This is a genomic window from Enterobacter sp. A8 (assembly GCF_004296595.1).
Lineage (GTDB): Bacteria > Pseudomonadota > Gammaproteobacteria > Enterobacterales > Enterobacteriaceae > Enterobacter > Enterobacter cloacae.
In genome coordinates this window covers 115,558-131,903 of sequence record NZ_SCMF01000001.1, presented here as the reverse complement: position 1 = coordinate 131,903, position 16,346 = coordinate 115,558, and the positions used below count along the sequence as shown (strand labels likewise).

Here is a 16,346-nt window from a genome sequence, read left to right as displayed (position 1 = left end):
TACAAACCCCATCAACAACCCACTGAAATGTAAAAAGATTATAAAATACATCATAAAAAATTTAAAAATCTGTACATTTTTAATGTACAGATTTGGGATTTGTGTATACCTTAAATGTAACGTTAGTGATTACTAAATTTTACAGGAGCGAAACATGCAACAGAACGGTTACGTCGCAGATTCTGCCGCCGCTATTGCGCAGTACTTCGAAAAAGCCGCGCTTCCAACGCAACAGGAAACGCTGGGTGAAGTCGTGGTTGAAATTCTTAGCGACGGGCGAAACCTCAACCGCAAGTCGCTCTGCACCAAACTCTTAAGTCGCCTCGAAAAGGCCGAAGGGCCGGAAGAGGAACAGCATTACCACATGCTGCTTGGTTTGCTCTTCGAACGGTAACGTTATGAATCGCAGTGACGCTGAAAGACTCACAGACCAGCTTATCGGTGAAGCCGTGCTTTCCCTCCTGAAAGAACGGGGGCCACTGACAACCGATTCTCTGGTACAGCGTCTGCGTAAAATGCAAATACATGAAAAGGATCCCCGGCGGCGGGAGACACTGGCGAGGGTGATAGCCGACATCGGCTCAAAAAACAGCGCCTTTATACGTCGCAGAACCGCGCAAGGACGACCAATCAGAGAGGGATCTCTCAAGGATAACAGAGACAATGTAGTGCCGTTATTTGGTGATGGAAAACCGTCCAATCCCAGGAAAATACATTGACTGCAATTTAACAGCTACGGTGAGAACAAATGAGACAGAATATTCAGCCACAACCCGAATACCATTCGGCTTTTCTGGACAGCGCTTTGTCGGAGTATTTCCGCCACGCTGGCGATCGCTTTGCTGAAGAATCCGCGATTTTTTCTACTGCAGTACGTTGTGTCCTGGCCACGGAAGGTCACCTTACCAACAAAGCGATCATTCTCTGGCTGATCCAGACGCTGGAAGCGACGGATGACGTGGTTCAGGCCGACGTCATTCGTAAAACGCTGGAAATTGTTGTGGGTTACACAATGGACGACCTTTAAAATTAGCTAACGTGTCATCGTCATAACTGTCGACCAGCCTGACGATGACACCCCTCCCCCCCTCATAACACCCTGTGAAACACGCATCGTAAAGATGGCACACTTCCTGCTTACTCCTCTTTACGGGATCGGGCTCTCCGGTCATCTTGCTTCATTTCTTAACAGGTCTGTTATTGATGAAAAAAATCGCCAGCGTCTGCCCTTACTGTGGTGCAGGCTGTAAATTAAACCTCGTTGTTGAAAATAACCGTATTATCCGTGCCGAAGCCGCAGACGGCGTAACCAATCAGGGCACCTTGTGCCTGAAAGGCTTTTACGGCTGGGACTTCCTTAACGATACCCGCTTGCTCACCCCTCGCCTGACGCAACCGATGATCCGCTACCACAAAGGCGACCCCTTTACCCCGGTCACCTGGGACGAGGCCATTCGTTATACCGCCAACAAGCTTAAAAACATTAAAGCGCAGTTCGGCCCGCGGTCCATCATGACCACCGGCTCTTCCCGGGGGACGGGCAATGAAACCAACTATGTGATGCAGAAATTCGCCCGTGCGGTACTCCATACCAACAACGTGGACTGCTGCGCACGCGTCTGCCACGGGCCTTCCGTGGCGGGTTTGCAGGAAACGCTGGGCAACGGCGCGATGAGTAATTCCATTAACGACATTGAACACTCAAAATGCCTGCTGGTTTTCGGATACAACTGCGCCGATTCCCATCCTATTGTCGCCCGCCGCGTGCTGAAAGCCCGTGAGAACGGTGCGAAAATTATCGTCTGCGATCCGCGTCGGATTGAAACAGCCCGCATTGCCGACCAACATCTGCAACTGAAAAACGGCAGCAATATGGCACTGGTTAACGCCTTTGGCTATGTGCTGCTGGAAGAGGAGTTGTACGACAAAAACTACGTCGCACGCTTCACGGAGGGGCTTGAGGCCTACCGGCAGACGGTGAAAGAGTACGCGCCAGAGAAGGTCGAACATCTGACCGGCATACCCGCCCACAATGTCCGCCAGGCGATGCGCACTTTCGCAGCGGCCCCCTCCGCGACCGTGATGTGGGGAATGGGCGTCACACAGTTTGGTCAGGCCGTAGATGTGGTAAAAGGCCTTTCGAGTCTGGCGCTGTTAACCGGTAACCTTGGTCGCCCTGCCGTCGGCGTCGGTCCCGTTCGCGGACAAAATAACGTGCAGGGAGCGTGTGACATGGGCGTTTTGCCCAATATGTTCCCCGGCTATCAGGACGTGACGGACCCGGCTGTCAGGCAGAAGTTCGCCGATGCCTGGGGAATTGACGTTACGGTAATGGACGATCGCGTCGGCACGCGCATTACCGAGGTGCCGCATCTCGCCCTGGAAGGTAAAGTCAAAGCCTATTACATCATGGGGAAAGATCCGCTGCAGACCGAGGCCGACCTGGGCCTGGTGCGCAGCGGCTTTGAGGCGCTCGACTTTGTGGTGGTACAGGACATCTTCATGACCAAAACGGCGGAAGTGGCGGATGTTCTGTTACCCGCCACCTCCTGGGGCGAACACGGGGGCGTCTTTACCTGTGCCGATCGTGGCTTCCAGCGTTTCGGCAAGGCCATTGAGGCCAGCGGCAACGTAAAACGCGACTGGGAGATCATCAGCCTGCTGGCGACAGAAATGGGCTATCCGATGCACTACACCTCAAACCAGCAGATCTGGGATGAGATGCGCGCGCTGTGTCCGCTGTTCTACGGCGTAACATACGAAAAAATGGGCGAAATGGGCCATGTTCAGTGGCCGTGCCCAACGCTCGATCACCCCGGCACACCGTACCTGTACAAAGATAATCACTTCGACACGCCAACCGGCAAAGGGCAACTGTTTGCCGCGCCCTGGCGAGCGCCCGCTGAAACACCTGACGAAGACTATCCTCTGGTACTCTGCACGGTGCGCGAAGTGGGGCATTACTCCTGTCGTTCCATGACCGGGAACTGCGCCGCGCTGCAAAGCCTGGCCGACGAACCGGGTCGGGTACAACTGAACCCGGCGGATGCGGAACAACGCGGTATCACTGACGGGCAACTGGTCTGGGTGCGTTCGCGCCGCGGTAAAGTGATTACCCGCGCCAGCCTCAGCGAACGCATCAACCCCGGGGCTGTATATATGACCTATCAGTGGTGGATTGGTGCCTGCAACGAACTGACGCAGGATAATCTTGATCCGATCTCCAAAACGCCGGAAACGAAGTATTGTGCGGTTCAGCTGGACGCCATTGAGGATCAACGCTGGGCTGAGGACTTTGCAGCATCTGCGTACCAGTCCATGAAGTCTCGGCTGATCAGTGCGGTGAATGTCTGAGAAAATGCCGGGTGGCGCTGCGCTTACCCGGCCTACGTTACGGGCGTTTATCCAATCAACAGCAGGCAGGATAAATCATCGCCGCCATTGATTTTATCAATCGCAGCGTCCATGCGGGCATCAATGGTGTTATTGTGCATGGTCTTTTCGGAGAGGCTGGCGATGGTTTTCATTACCACCTGTTGGTCGATTTCGCCCTGCATCGATCTCACGCTGAGGATGAATTTGATATAGAAAAAGTCCAGCACGATACGATAAAACTGACGCATCATCGTCGCCATGTTTTTGCCGGGGAAATAGCTGCTGTAGAGTTTGTACAGCAGGTAATTGCGTAACACGTAAGGTTCTGACAAACAGGAATCCTCACATAATTTGTGCCACTGCTGATTAATCGCGTCGAATTTTGTCTCCAGTTCCGCCGCGTCGCTAATACCGGCAACATCCAGGTATGCGGCAATTTGCTGATGCCCTTCAAGAATAAAACCGTCCCGGGCTGAATCTTTTGCAACATGCGTTCCCATGACGGACAACGCCAGATATTTCATTGCGTTTGACTTCGCCAGATGTCCGGAATCCATCAGCGATTTTCCGCTTTGCAACTCATTGAGAAGCGCTTCGTAGAAATTTTCCACTTCAGCAAATTTATTATGCAGATCAAAGTTAACGTGCTGGAGACAAAGAATAAACTGCGCCAGCGCCATCAAATTTTCTTCTATATTACGGGATGGCGACTGGATTAAATTCCAGGCGAAAAGATGGATCACCTGCTGTGTCTGCGAGACAGACTGGCGCTGCCCAATCAAATTGGTTTTATAGCCCGCCACGAGCTCATCCTGCTCCTGAAGCAGCATCGCATCCGGGTCAAACAGCACCCGCCGCACCACTTCCGGGCAGGAGAGCGTCATCGTATGCCGTGTCTCATCCTGGTAGCGAGTTGAACTCCGGGGGTAAGTGCTGCAGGTACGCGAGAGCGCCTCTTCCCCCAGATCGCGGTGGACCATGCAGAGCTTGTTTTCATCGATAAAAGGACAGTCCCCTTTTTCGTTTAACTTCACTCTTGAGTAGCTATTCTTACCCTTTCGCTGAAGGATAAGGTTCTTTTTGGCAATGGCGGCAATCTCTGTGTGCGAGGAGAGAACGTATTTCTGATGGGTTTTCTTGTCGATAGCGATTGTCCAGCCACGACAACATGACATTAAGCATTCTGGCCCAACACACTTAAACTTACAGACAAAAATCGGCTTGATGGTTTTATGAATTTGCATAGCGAAGGCGTCATTATATAAAGCATAAAAAGTACCATGACGCGCGCGCTATGCTAAAGGCGCATAACGGCGCACAAATTCAGGTAATTTACAGTATCAAAGAGAATGCGAGATAGTCACCGAGCCGGTTAGGATAACTGTTCCTCTGCACCATTCGGCGAATAAGGGCAATCAGTTCAAAATCGGTTCGCAGATTAAATTTCTGCATCATTACATACTTTTGTGTAAAAACGGTTTTATCGCTGATCTTCAGCGCATGCGCGATCTGCACTACCGATAATCCCCGGTAAAAATTGGCCATAATGCGTTTTTGCTGGGGTGATAATATTTTATGCTGACACTCTGCGCAGCTTTTTTGCTTCCAGCTGTTCCCCGCCAGCTCTGCGCGGTACCAGGCGATGAACAGCACCTGGCTTATCCGATCAAGCGAAGCACGACGCGAAATAAAAATAATATCGTTAAAGCAGGAGGGTAAGGCAGAAAAATGATATTCATCTTCCACCAATCCGATCACAATCCCTTTCTGGCGCGCCTGTAATTCGGGAAAACAGACCAGCGCCTCCCCCATACAAAACGAGAGAACGATAATATCGGCGGCACTGACGTTATCACGGCTAAGCTCCGCCTCGAAATGAATCTGCTGTTTAAAATTACGCAAAAAGAATTCCACAAAGAAACACTGCAGCCCATGGTGAAAAAATTGGTCTGTCTCTTGAATCAGAATATTCAACATAGCAAATACCGATGTGGGTCAGTCAATAAGCGTTATTAACGCGCGGGATTGTTAATTGTATTGCATGGTCATCACAACAACGGCGCTGACACTGCCCGGCGTCGCGCCACCGGTTACAGATTTTACCGAAGCCTGCATGGCCATGGTCGCCGTTCTGTCCGGCGCAATATTTTGCGTTATGCTGGACCCGGTCCCCTTCAGCGTTCCCGTTGCGGCCTCACGCATGGCTATCGCCACGTTTGTCGCCGAGCCGCTGTTCATGTAGTAGTCCGCACCGGCCGCCGGATCGGGGGTGCCGGTGAACGAGACCGTGACGCTTCGGGTCCCCGCCGGGCACTGGGTAAATTGCAAATTAAACGGCACCGGATCGGATGTCGATCCCGGCGTCGCCATATTAGTCGCCTGTATATTTCCAAGATTAATATCCAGGTTTGCGCTCCCGCCATTAAATACGCAGGGCGAGGCGATGATATTTCCCGTCACGCCCAGATTAACGCTATCAGCTGCAATGACGTTCCAGCTGAATGCAAGGAGGAACATCCCTCTCCTGAAGGGTAATTTCATCATTTCACCTGTTACTGGTAGGTCAAATTAAGGGTGGCGGAGGCGTTTGCCGAGCCGGACTCAACGGATGTTAATGTCTGGAAATAGCGTGCCGTTAACGGAAGCGTCTCCTGCCCGCCTGCAGACTGTTTTAATAAAAGACGGCTGTTTAACGTCAGCGGCGAGCCGTTATAGAGAAGCTGCACGCCAACGCCTTTTGCGGTGCCGCTGTTTCCCTGCCCTGTTAATGCCATTACGCTGGTATTCGCACTGTCCGGGTTCTGTATTCCGCTCAGGGAAACCGAAATATTGGTGCCAACGCTGCAGTTCAACCCGAGGTTTTGCGTATTCTGCGCAACTGCTGGCGTGGTGCCCACCACTGAGCCAAATGCTGCGGCCGAAATATCACCAATCGGGAACGTCAGCTGCGGCGTGGTGATGGTGCAGGCCAGCGCGTTGATTGTGCCGCCGGTCAGCTGCACGGTTAACCCGTCACGGTAAATACCGTCGCTGCCCTGCAGCGTCACCGCCCCTATGGGGCCTGGCGTTAAGGCGCCGGACGATACCGGGCCAGTCACCACCAACTCGACCCAGCCCCCGTACCAGACCACATACGAGGTCTGCGCACTATACGAGAACGTATTGCTCGGGTTCTCAAAATAGGCATTTGATGAAAGCCGAATGCCAATCCCGCTAACGTTGGTGTTGTAAACATGATTGCCGTAGCTGCTCAGCGCGGCATTGTTGTATCGCATGCTAAAACCCAGCATAAGCGGATTAGTACACCCGCTAAGGTAGGTGCCGGTACTGCTCGCCGCGCCGGAAAAAATCACCGTGCCGACAGGCGCATCGCGCTGAACATTGATTGTGCCCACCGACAGCGTAGAAAGCTGAGGGGTAATGGTGGTGGAGGTCCCGGCCCGGGCGATATGCCATGCGCAAAGACAGCACAGCAGTAATAACATGTTGATCCATTTCATCTTAATGCTCCTGGCGACACGAGACGCTGATGTCCGTGATGCCGCCGTATTGCGCTCCCTTCGGCAGGCTAAAATCTGCCCGACACTGCTGGTGAGGTTGATGTCCCCATGTTGCCAGGACCGTGCCCTGGTCGCGCAGGCCGGTTAAATAGACCTGGCCGCGATCGCCCACGATAAAGCTGCTCTTGTCATCATCCGCCAGGGTAACAACCGCGCCAAACGGCACGAACTGCTCAGGCGTCGTCAACGTCATCAGCACCCGGCGTCCGACTTTGGACAAATAATCGGCTTTTACCACCGCGCCGCGCGTAGGCGTGACCGTGCGGGTGTTGATCTCCAGTTCCACATCGTCAGGCATATTTTCCGGATCGAGAGTGAGATCGTTTTTGCGGTATACGGAGAGGTTATTCACCACCGTATAGCCCCGGAAATCCGTTCGCACGCCGAACTGATTACGAATATTCACGCCGTGCGCGCCCGGGGCTTTGATTAACGCGTTGGTTTCCCCCAGCGGCTGAGACAGCGTCACGCCATCAGCATGCGCGAGGATCCCCCCCTGCAAACCATAGCTAAGGCGCTCGCTATGTTTGTCGTACCCATAGCCCGCCGTAACTTCCCCGTACGTGCCTTTATAGTCGCCGTTGAGCGTACCGGTATAGCCCACGCCATCCGTACCGTAACCCTGCTGGATATTCCAGCTCAGGGCGCTATTGTCGAGGGCCACCCCGTTCATGCCGATACTGTGCGTCGTGCCACTGTTCTTGCTGGCGTTCAGGCCATAGTTAGCCCACGTCTGCGGCAGAAATTTATCCAGCGGTACGCTAACGGTCAGCGCCAGAAGCTGGTCGTTAGCGTAGGTCTTTGTACTTCCACTGCCGGACGACGGGCTGCCATTTTTGCTGTATGTCCAGCTCACGCCATAGCTGATGTTGTGCCAGTCATTGTTGTAGCCGACACTCCACGACGCCATGGGTCTGTCAGCGTTCCAGTAATCTTCCCGCGCGGCGCTGAGCGTCAGCGCGCCCCGGTCACCGCCCAGCGTCTGGCTCATGGTGAGCTCCAGGCGGTTACGCCGTCTGTCCTGAAGTGCGCCGCTGTTCCCCCAGGAGTCCAGCACGTCCTGGAGTCCGTAATAGCCGCGCGTTGAATAACGGTACCCCGCAATCGAAAAGTTGGTGCCGGTATTAATGACGTTCTTGCTGTAACGCGCTCGCCAGGACTGCCCCTGCGTTTTTGCAGTATTGGCCGGCGTTGACCAGGCCTGGGTGACATCGACAGAAAGCGCGCCGAAGTCCCCCATGTTTTTACCGGCTCCGACCGCAAGCGACTGATATTTGCTGGCACCCTGCCCCCCGCCATAGAACGTGATGCCTTTCTGAAGCCCATAAATCGCGGCGATCTGCCCGAACGGGGTTTTCTCCACGCTGCTGTTGTAGGCGCGATACTGTCCACCGGTGAGGGCATATTTCAGTCGCCCTTCGCGCTGCAATACCGGTACCGAGGCATACGGCAGCGTGAAATGCTGCTCGCTGCCATCGGCCTCTTTGATGGTCACGTCTAAATCGCCCGCGCCACCGGTGGGATACATATCGGTAATTTCAAACGCGCCCGGTGCCACGTAGCTTTGGTAGATCTGATAGCCATTCTGGCGAATCACCACCTGAGCATTGGTGCGCGCGATCCCGCGGACCACTGGGGCATAGCCTTTCAGGGAATCCGGTAACATGTCATCATCCGAGGCCAGCTGAACCCCGCGAAAAGGCACGCTGTCAAAGACATCCGCCGGGGCGGAACTGTCCCCAAGAGTAAGCTGCGCTTTCAGGGGAATAACGGCACGTTGCAGATAGCTGTAGACCGTGTCCCATCGATCTTTCCCCGCGCCATCCCGTGACCAGGTGGTGTAGTTGCGTAGACGCCACGGGCCAATATTTATCCCCGGACGCAGGTTCGCATACTGGCTGTTGCTGCTGGCCCCCTCACCCGCTTTCGCCCGGCTGTTCGCGCCGCTGAGGCTGTAATTGAGCATGGCTGCCGTTATCCCCTCATCCCACATCTCCGGCGGCACATAGCCTCTTGCCGGCAGATCGATGGCGGCCTGCGGAATACTCAACACCAGACGCTGGGCACCAAACTGGAAATCGGCACTTGCATGGGGAATCGCCTGAAGATTGACGCATTCACCGTGTCCTGCACTGAGCGCAGGAAATAATGCCGTTTTCACCCCCCAGCGTTTTAATTGCGCAAGACTCAGACAAGGCTGCAATGACGCATCGCCGTTGTCGGCTTTGCTCGCGGTAAACTGAATATCCCCCGTCTCCAGAAACGCGTCGTCGACAATAATATCGACATGGTAGATCCCCGCTGCCTGCGAGCCTGATTCAAAGGCCGACAAATCGGCTTTATCCATGCCTGGATTATCCAGCTCAATTAATTCGGTGTTAAAGGCAACACTGGCGTAGAGCGAGGTTGAGGATCCGCCAAACGCTAAGGCGATAAACATCGCCAGGCGTGCGGGTTTCATTGTGTTATTTACCGTCATTGCGAATTACCGGGTTAATGCAGGCGTTGCCGTTTGTGAAAGGATCACAAACTGGCTTGATGTAATACGCCGGGACTGCCATAGTCGTTAATAATTTTAAACGTGAGTGAATTTCCCCTTGCCTCATTGGGTAATACAAACCGGGCTGAGGCGCCGGGTAACACGTAGGTCACATCGTCCAGCTTTTTCCCCCCCAGCGTAATTTCATTAAAATTGACGACATATTGCGTGGGGTTGTTGACCTGAATTTCATTCCCGGCTCGTTGCCAGGTTAATTTATTAGCCTGTTCTTCTGGCGTAGACGCCCGCAAACTTTCTGGCCGGTAGATCAGTTTGATGCGCGTTTTCACTGCTATTTGCAGGGCGTTCGTCTGTTTTGATGCCGAAGGGATCGCTTTAATATTCAGCCAAAATAAACTTTCCTGCTGCTGAGGCAGTGCACCCGCCATCACAATTCGCTCGACGTTTTTTTGCCCGCCATCCAGTCGGTATAACGGTGGTGTAATAATAAAAGGCGCTTTACCTGAATTACCTTCCGGCAGATCTATCCATGACTGAATTAAATAAGGCGTCGCGTCAGGATTATTAATGCTTATTGACGCCTCTTTTTTTGTCCCATCGAAAATGATACGGGTGCCGCCAATAATCACTCCGGCCTGCGCTGTGCTCAGCGTCAGTGCTGACAGCGCTACGGCCAGTCCGGTTGTGTTGATAAAACGCATTGTAAACCTCATACCACAAAGGGGCCGGGATGGCCCCCTGCACATTGCTGCAAACGATTAGTTGTAAACCACGGAGAAGTTAGCGACAGAATTCGCCGGACCGGCGGTGACAGTCGCTGCGGTGGAAATATACTGAGCGTAGAAACTCAGGGTATTATCCGCGGTGCTGCTCAGCACATAGCTATAGCTGTTGCTGCCGTGAAGCGGCAGATCCGCCTTATCCGCACTCATCAGGTTGATTGCCACTCCGGTCGCCGCTCCCGCCGCAGACGAATCAATCGCCAGCAGGCTGGAATTGGTGGCATCTGGCGTACCATCAAAGCGAACCTTCGCGTTGGTCACCGTCACCGGGCAATTTTTCAACACGATATTAAATTGCGTGGCTGCGGTTCTGGCCCCGGTGGTTGGAAACTCGGTCTTATAATAATCACCTAATACCACCACCTGGTTCTGCGAAGCCACATCAACGTCACAGGCGGAATCCAGAATATTTCCGTTAAAATTAACGGTACCTGCTGCGGCGAAAGCGTGGGTTGCTGTCAGGGCGGAACCCACTGCCAGCAGGGTTATCATCATTTTATTTTTCATCATCAAATCCTGTATCACTTTATTTATTACTGAAATCCAGATTACATAATTCGGGCTTCATCAGCCGATGACCGAAATTTATACAACTCTTTTTCGGTACACAATCTATTTTGAGGTCTAGCTGTAGACTTCTCTTTAACAAAATAAATACATTTCAGTTTTGAAATTTCTTAAGCCTTTCTATTTCGAGTCTACTTTTAGACCCCTAATTTACGTCCTTAAAATTCATATAATTAGGCTCGTCATTTACTGCGGTCTATTTTTGGACCCGTCTTAAATATTCCACGACTCGCTGTTTTTTAAGATAATTCTCTATATCGATCAAATAATGATCGCGTCCGTGAGTGAGGTCTCTAATGAACACCCGAATGGCTCCCAGTCTCGATAATGAAAAAGCCACCGTGCTTACGGCTAAACCCTATAAGCACATCGAGAAATTAATTGATCATCTTCTTCCGTTGGCAAAGAGGCGCATACTGTCCCGGGGGGAAGTGCTCCACTATTATGCAAACGACGTGCGTCAGTGTTTTTTATTGCTCCAGGGCAGCGTGGCGTTGCACCGTCGGGGAGATGGCATCGTCTTAAATTCTGAATCCGCGCCGTTTATTCTTGGCGTGAGTAGCCAGTTCTCCTCAGAGCACCTGTATGTCAGGGCGCTGGAGACCTCCGAACTCGCCGGGGTTTCGCTGGAGCGTTTTAACGGCGTGATTGCGCAACACAATTTGTGGGAGCCGTTTTCGCATCTGCTGATCTATACCGCCTCCCGGGTCTATGAGCACTGCTCCCGGATCTCGCAGATGTCGGCCTATGACATCATCCGTTTTCAGCTGGTTGAATTGATGCAGGAGCCCGAAGCAATACGGCTGAACACCACGGCGGCCGCCTATATACAAAGTCGCACCTGGCTTTCGCGTAGCGGGATAATGCGGATCCTGGCCGAACTGCGCACCGGGAAGTACATTACGATGGAGCGCGGCGTGCTGCTTGATGTCCACCATCTGCCGCGGAAATACTGATTCAGGTGATGTCGGTAATAAGGAGTAACGCTATAATCAGAAAGACGATTCTTTCAGGTTCAGGTTATGTCCTCCACAGAAAAACCCCATCGTGGTTCTCCCTATGCGCAAGCGCTGATTACGCACTTACAACCTTATTCTTCTGTCCGTCATCTCGATCGCGGGGAGCAGCTGGATCTGGTGGTTAATGGCCGGGGAATGAGTTATTTGATTCTGGAAGGGACCGTTGCCATTTACCGACGCAGCGACAATCTGATGCTGTCGACCGCGAAAAGCCCGGCGTTATTTGGAGTGGCCAATATTAATGACATCTTTTTTGACGACTACCTGAAAACGGTGACCCCCTGCAAGATTGGAACGCTGACCGCAGAACAGCTCCACGTCATTATTCAGGAGAAGGCGCTGTGGGGGTTGATATCAAACCACCTGATGTTTATGTACAACCGGCTCTATAACACCGTCATGCCAAAGGGTGCCCCGACGGCCTATGAGATGATCCGCCAGCAGCTGATGTTATTAATGAATGAAGATGAATCTTATCGCCGGGAGATAACCGCAGAACGCTACATTCGCGATAAAACCCAGCTTTCCCGCAGCGGCGTGATGCGTATCCTGGCCGATCTCAAAACAGGGGGCTTTATTGAAATGGAAGATGGCAGGCTGATTAAAATCAATAAACTTCCCGCCCGGTACTGAATTGCAGACACAAAAAAGGCCGCACTCGCGGCCTTTTCATTCTCTCAATGGACGTGAACGCCCAAGCGCCAGGCAAAATAGATCTCTTCTTTCAGTTCATTCGAAGAGAGCGCCAGCAAATCTGTAAACTCCAGTTCAAGCTGTTTCAGCTTTTTCAGGTACTGCGCCGGAGACAGGTTGCTGTTATCGCGACGTAAATATTCAATTGCCAGTTGCGTTGGGGTTATTTCAGTATCCATGATGTCCTCACTTGTGTACAAATCCTGACCAGTATATCACAACACCCTGGCGAGATTTTGACCAAATGCAAAAACATCAGGAAATTTACACCACCGCCGTCGTCAGCCTGGATGAGCAGCACAGCCGATCCTGCTCATCGAGAATATCAATCTGCCACACCTGATGACGGCTACCGGCGTGCAGCGCGCGGCAAATACCGCGCACGCGCCCGCTGCGCACCGAGCGAATATGGTTGGCGTTCACCTCAAGCCCGACGACCTTCTGCTCCCCTTCGGTGCAGAGATACCCCGCCACCGAGCCCAGGGTTTCGGCCAGCACCACGGACGCACCGCCGTGCAGTAAACCAAACGGCTGGTGCGTACGATGATCGACAGGCATGGTGGCCTCCAGATCGTCTTCCCCAATGCGGATAAACTGGATATCCAGCAACCCGACCATATTCCCCTCGCCCATGGCGTTTAACGCCTGTAGCGTGACGGCACGTTTCCAGATCATCCGATAATCTCCAGTAAAGCCTGTAACGGATGGCGTACCCCGTTACCTTCAACACGTTTCACCTGGCTACGACAGGAGTAGCCCGTTGCCAGGCAGCGGTTTCGCGGCAAGCGCTGCATCGCCTGATGCCATGACAACTCGTAGATACCGAGCGAGTTGGCGTGATTCTTCACTTCATGCCCGTAAGTGCCTGCCATGCCGCAGCAACCGACGCTGACGCTCTCAAGCTTCGCGCCAAAGCGGGCAAAAATAGAGGCCCATTGCGCAGGTGCGCCCGGCAGCGCGGTGACTTCGGTACAGTGGCCAAACAGGTACCACGGCTCACCGCTGACCTCCATGGCGCTGGTCTGCTCGAGAGCCGCCGGCAGCCACTCGTGCACCAGCATAACGTGGAACGCCCCGCGTTTATCACCCAGCGTCTGCTTATATTCATCGCGATAGCAGAGCACCAGCGCCGGATCGACACCCACCATCGGCATGCCCAGCCCGGCGACCCGGTTAAGGAGATCAGACGTTTTTTGCGCCGTTTTCGCGAAGCGGTTGAGGAAGCCTTTAATGTGTTGCGCCTTACCGTTAGGTGAGAACGGCAGAACCACCGGCTGATACCCCAGTTTTTCCGCCAGACGGACAAAATCGGCCACCACCTGCGCGTCGTAATAGCTGGTAAACGGATCCTGCACCACCAGCACCACCTTCGCTTTTTGCTCAGGACTTAACGCCTCAAGCTGCTCCAGGGTCATGTTTGCCGAGCGATGCCCCACCAGCTGACGCTGCAGCGACGGCACCGAGAGCAGCGGCAGATCCACCATCCCGATATGTTTTTCGGAAAGCTTGCGCACCAGCGGCTGATTGATAAAGAAGTTGAACGTCTTTGGCGCCCGGGCCATCAGCGGGGCATAGCTCTCCACCGTTGCCACCAGATGGTCGCGCATCGGGCGCAGATAGCGCGTGTGGTAGAGCTGCAGGAAGCGCGAGCGGAACTCCGGTACGTCTATCTTAATCGGGCACTGGGTCGAACAGGCTTTACAGGCCAGGCAGCCGGACATGGCCTCTTTCACCTCATGGGAGAAATCATACTCGCCCTTATTCGCATGCCAGCTGTTGCGGGTGCGCTCAATCAGGGAACGCAGGCTGGCCCGTTTTTCCGGCAACTCCTGCTCCAGCTTGAGCGGGTCGATACCGCGATCGGCCAGCAAACGCAGCCATTCGCGTACCAGCGTCGCCCGCCCTTTTGGCGAGTGGATGCGGTTGCTGGTGATTTTCATCGACGGGCACATCGGGCTTTTCACGTCGAAGTTAAAGCACAGGCCGTTGCCGTTACACTCCAGCGCCCCGCGCCAGGACGCGCGCACGGCAATGGGGATTTGTCTATCGTACGTGCCGCGCTTGACGGCATCCACCTGCAGCATGGGCGCGTCCACGCCTTCCGGCGGGCAAATTTTCCCCGGGTTGAGACGGTTATTGGGATCGAACGCCGCTTTGACCTTGCGCAGCTCGCCGAAGAGCTGTTCACCGAAGAACGCCGGGCTGTACTCGGCGCGGAACCCTTTTCCGTGTTCCCCCCACAGCAGGCCGCCATATTTCGCGGTTAAGGCCACCACCTCATCGGAGATCTGTTTCATCAGGATCTCCTGCTGCGGATCGCACATGTCCAGGGCCGGACGCACATGCAGCACCCCGGCATCAACGTGGCCGAACATGCCATAGCTCAGGCCGTGGCTGTCCAGCAGCGCACGGAATTCAACGATATAATCCGCCAGATGCTCAGGAGGGACGCAGGTATCTTCGGCAAACGGAATCGGCTTCGCGGCGCCTTTGGCATTGCCGAGCAGCCCCACCGCTTTTTTACGCATCGCGTAGATACGCTCAATGCCGGCCAGGTCGTTACAGAGCTGCCAGCCAATGACCCCGCCTTCGCCGTGGGCGATCAGTTCATCAAGCCGCTGACAGAGCGTGGTTACCTGGCTATCGATAAGTTCTGCATCGTCTCCGGCAAATTCAACGATGTTAAGCCCAAGCATCTCTTTGTCCGGCACATCGGTAATCAGCTCCCGCACCGAGTGCCAGACGATATCTTCCCGCGCCAGATTAAGCACCTTCGAGTCAACGGTTTCCACCGACAGCGCCTGCGCCTCCACCATAAACGGGGCATTACGCAGCGCGGAATCAAAGGAGTCATATTTGACGTTCACCAGGCGGCGCACTTTGGGCAGCCGGGTGATATCCAGCCGCGCCTCGGTAATAAACGCCAGCGTTCCTTCGGAGCCGGTCAGCACACGGGTCAAATCAAACTGGGTCAGTTCGTCGTTAAAGACGTGACGCAGGTCGTAACCGGTCAGGAAACGGTTCAGTTTGGGGAATTTGTCGAGGATCAGCTGGCGGTTATCGCGACAGCGTTCCAGCACGGTGCGATAGATGCGCCCGCTTGCGGTGTTCTCTTTACCCAGCGTTTCCGCCAGCTCGACCGGCACAGGCTGGGTATCCAGGATATCGCCGCCCAGCAGCACCGCTCGTACGCCCAGAACGTGATCGGAGGTTTTTCCGTAGACCAGCGAACCCTGCCCGGAGGCATCGGTGTTGATCATCCCGCCGATGGTTGCCCGGTTGCTGGTAGAAAGCTCGGGCGCAAAAAAGTAGCCGTAGGGCTTCAGATACTGGTTGAGCTGATCCTTAATCACGCCCGCTTCAACGCGAACCCATCCCTCTTCAGGATTGATCTCGATGATGCGATTCATATAGCGCGACATATCAATGATGATGCCCTGGTTCAGGGCCTGGCCATTTGTTCCGGTGCCGCCGCCGCGCGGGGTGAACACCAGAGCGCTAAAACGCTCTTGCGTCGCCAGCCGGGCAATCAGCGCCACATCGGCCGTTGAACGTGGAAAGACGACTGCATCGGGAAGAAGCTGGTAAATACTGTTATCGGTCGCCATCGTCAGCCTGTCGGCATAGTTCGTGGCGGTATCACCTGTAAAACCCTGTTGCTCCAGTGCCTGCAAAAAATTAAGCACCAGCTGAACAACGCCAGGTGCTTGAGAAATCTGTGGGATCATGACTGTCGACCCTAATTAGAGTAGTGTGAAATCGTTTGCGTTGTGTCTGGAAAGTTTTATCACATTTTTTTCTTATGTGCTTCGCTGAATTACGGGCAAAATCCGCCTGTCAAAAATCGCTG

General features: G+C 53.8%; 16 protein-coding genes. 6 read left to right on the top strand and 10 right to left on the bottom strand.

The genetic code is table 11. The annotated features are described in order from the left end of the window. Nucleotides 1-154: 154 nt before the first annotated feature. The 4 genes from ycgZ to fdhF all read left to right on the top strand — a co-directional run bounded on the left by ycgZ (nucleotide 155) and on the right by fdhF (nucleotide 3,354). Complete coding sequence (ycgZ, locus tag EQV24_RS00675; RefSeq protein WP_013096960.1) at nucleotides 155-394, top strand: regulatory protein YcgZ; 240 nt, start codon at nucleotides 155-157, stop codon at nucleotides 392-394. Nucleotides 395-398: 4 nt separating this feature from the next. Next, complete coding sequence (locus EQV24_RS23750; protein ID WP_029883869.1) at nucleotides 399-719, top strand: hypothetical protein; 321 nt, start codon at nucleotides 399-401, stop codon at nucleotides 717-719. A gap of 29 nt (nucleotides 720-748) precedes the next feature. After that, the gene (locus tag EQV24_RS00665) at nucleotides 749-1,027 is read left to right on the top strand and encodes a biofilm development regulator YmgB/AriR family protein (protein ID WP_013096961.1); all 279 of its coding nucleotides are present in this window, start codon (nucleotides 749-751) and stop codon (nucleotides 1,025-1,027) included. Between the two features lie 176 nt (nucleotides 1,028-1,203). After that, nucleotides 1,204-3,354, top strand: coding sequence for a formate dehydrogenase subunit alpha (gene fdhF / locus EQV24_RS00660; protein WP_130626020.1), 2,151 nt, complete (start codon nucleotides 1,204-1,206; stop codon nucleotides 3,352-3,354). A 47-nt stretch (nucleotides 3,355-3,401) separates the two neighbouring features. Here the strand turns inward: fdhF and fliB are convergent, their stop codons facing one another. The 7 genes from fliB to EQV24_RS00625 all read right to left on the bottom strand — a co-directional run bounded on the left by fliB (nucleotide 3,402) and on the right by EQV24_RS00625 (nucleotide 10,724). Next, nucleotides 3,402-4,619, bottom strand: a complete 1,218-nt coding sequence (gene fliB, locus EQV24_RS00655; protein ID WP_130626019.1) for a flagellin lysine-N-methylase — start codon at nucleotides 4,617-4,619, stop codon at nucleotides 3,402-3,404. Nucleotides 4,620-4,707: 88 nt separating this feature from the next. Further along, the gene (locus EQV24_RS00650; RefSeq protein ID WP_013096964.1) at nucleotides 4,708-5,352 is read right to left on the bottom strand and encodes a LuxR C-terminal-related transcriptional regulator; all 645 of its coding nucleotides are present in this window, start codon (nucleotides 5,350-5,352) and stop codon (nucleotides 4,708-4,710) included. A gap of 51 nt (nucleotides 5,353-5,403) precedes the next feature. Beyond that, nucleotides 5,404-5,892 carry a fimbrial protein gene (locus EQV24_RS00645; protein ID WP_072200398.1) on the bottom strand — a complete coding sequence of 163 codons (489 nt, stop codon included), beginning with the start codon at nucleotides 5,890-5,892 and terminating at the stop codon, nucleotides 5,404-5,406. Nucleotides 5,893-5,927: 35 nt separating this feature from the next. Then, nucleotides 5,928-6,875 (bottom strand): fimbrial protein, encoded by a 948-nt coding sequence (locus tag EQV24_RS00640; protein WP_130626018.1) that lies wholly within the window; start codon nucleotides 6,873-6,875, stop codon nucleotides 5,928-5,930. Between the two features lies 1 nt (nucleotide 6,876). After that, a complete protein-coding gene (locus EQV24_RS00635) occupies nucleotides 6,877-9,414 on the bottom strand; it encodes a fimbria/pilus outer membrane usher protein (protein WP_130626017.1) in 2,538 nt (845 codons plus the stop codon). A gap of 44 nt (nucleotides 9,415-9,458) precedes the next feature. Continuing rightward, nucleotides 9,459-10,136, bottom strand: a complete 678-nt coding sequence (locus EQV24_RS00630) for a fimbria/pilus periplasmic chaperone (RefSeq protein WP_062934312.1) — start codon at nucleotides 10,134-10,136, stop codon at nucleotides 9,459-9,461. Nucleotides 10,137-10,193: 57 nt separating this feature from the next. Further along, nucleotides 10,194-10,724 carry a fimbrial protein gene (locus EQV24_RS00625; protein ID WP_029882031.1) on the bottom strand — a complete coding sequence of 177 codons (531 nt, stop codon included), beginning with the start codon at nucleotides 10,722-10,724 and terminating at the stop codon, nucleotides 10,194-10,196. A gap of 356 nt (nucleotides 10,725-11,080) precedes the next feature. On the opposite strand from EQV24_RS00625, the gene EQV24_RS00620 reads away from it, so the two are divergent. Together EQV24_RS00620 and EQV24_RS00615 are read left to right on the top strand one after the other, a co-directional pair. After that, nucleotides 11,081-11,740: a helix-turn-helix domain-containing protein gene (locus EQV24_RS00620; protein ID WP_130626016.1), complete on the top strand. Its 660-nt coding sequence runs from the start codon at nucleotides 11,081-11,083 to the stop codon at nucleotides 11,738-11,740. Between the two features lie 66 nt (nucleotides 11,741-11,806). Next, on the top strand, nucleotides 11,807-12,436 hold the full coding sequence (locus tag EQV24_RS00615; protein WP_023620691.1) for a helix-turn-helix domain-containing protein: 630 nt from the start codon (nucleotides 11,807-11,809) through the stop codon (nucleotides 12,434-12,436). Between the two features lie 44 nt (nucleotides 12,437-12,480). On the opposite strand, the gene EQV24_RS00610 is transcribed toward EQV24_RS00615, so the two are convergent. The 3 genes from EQV24_RS00610 to EQV24_RS00600 all read right to left on the bottom strand — a co-directional run bounded on the left by EQV24_RS00610 (nucleotide 12,481) and on the right by EQV24_RS00600 (nucleotide 16,224). After that, a complete protein-coding gene (locus EQV24_RS00610) occupies nucleotides 12,481-12,675 on the bottom strand; it encodes a YdiH family protein (RefSeq protein ID WP_013096972.1) in 195 nt (64 codons plus the stop codon). Between the two features lie 85 nt (nucleotides 12,676-12,760). Then, nucleotides 12,761-13,171, bottom strand: a complete 411-nt coding sequence (gene menI, locus EQV24_RS00605; RefSeq protein ID WP_023620692.1) for a 1,4-dihydroxy-2-naphthoyl-CoA hydrolase — start codon at nucleotides 13,169-13,171, stop codon at nucleotides 12,761-12,763. After that, complete coding sequence (locus tag EQV24_RS00600; protein WP_130626015.1) at nucleotides 13,168-16,224, bottom strand: FAD-binding and (Fe-S)-binding domain-containing protein; 3,057 nt, start codon at nucleotides 16,222-16,224, stop codon at nucleotides 13,168-13,170. Before EQV24_RS00600 ends, menI begins: the two co-directional genes overlap by 4 nt. Nucleotides 16,225-16,346 lie beyond the last annotated feature (122 nt).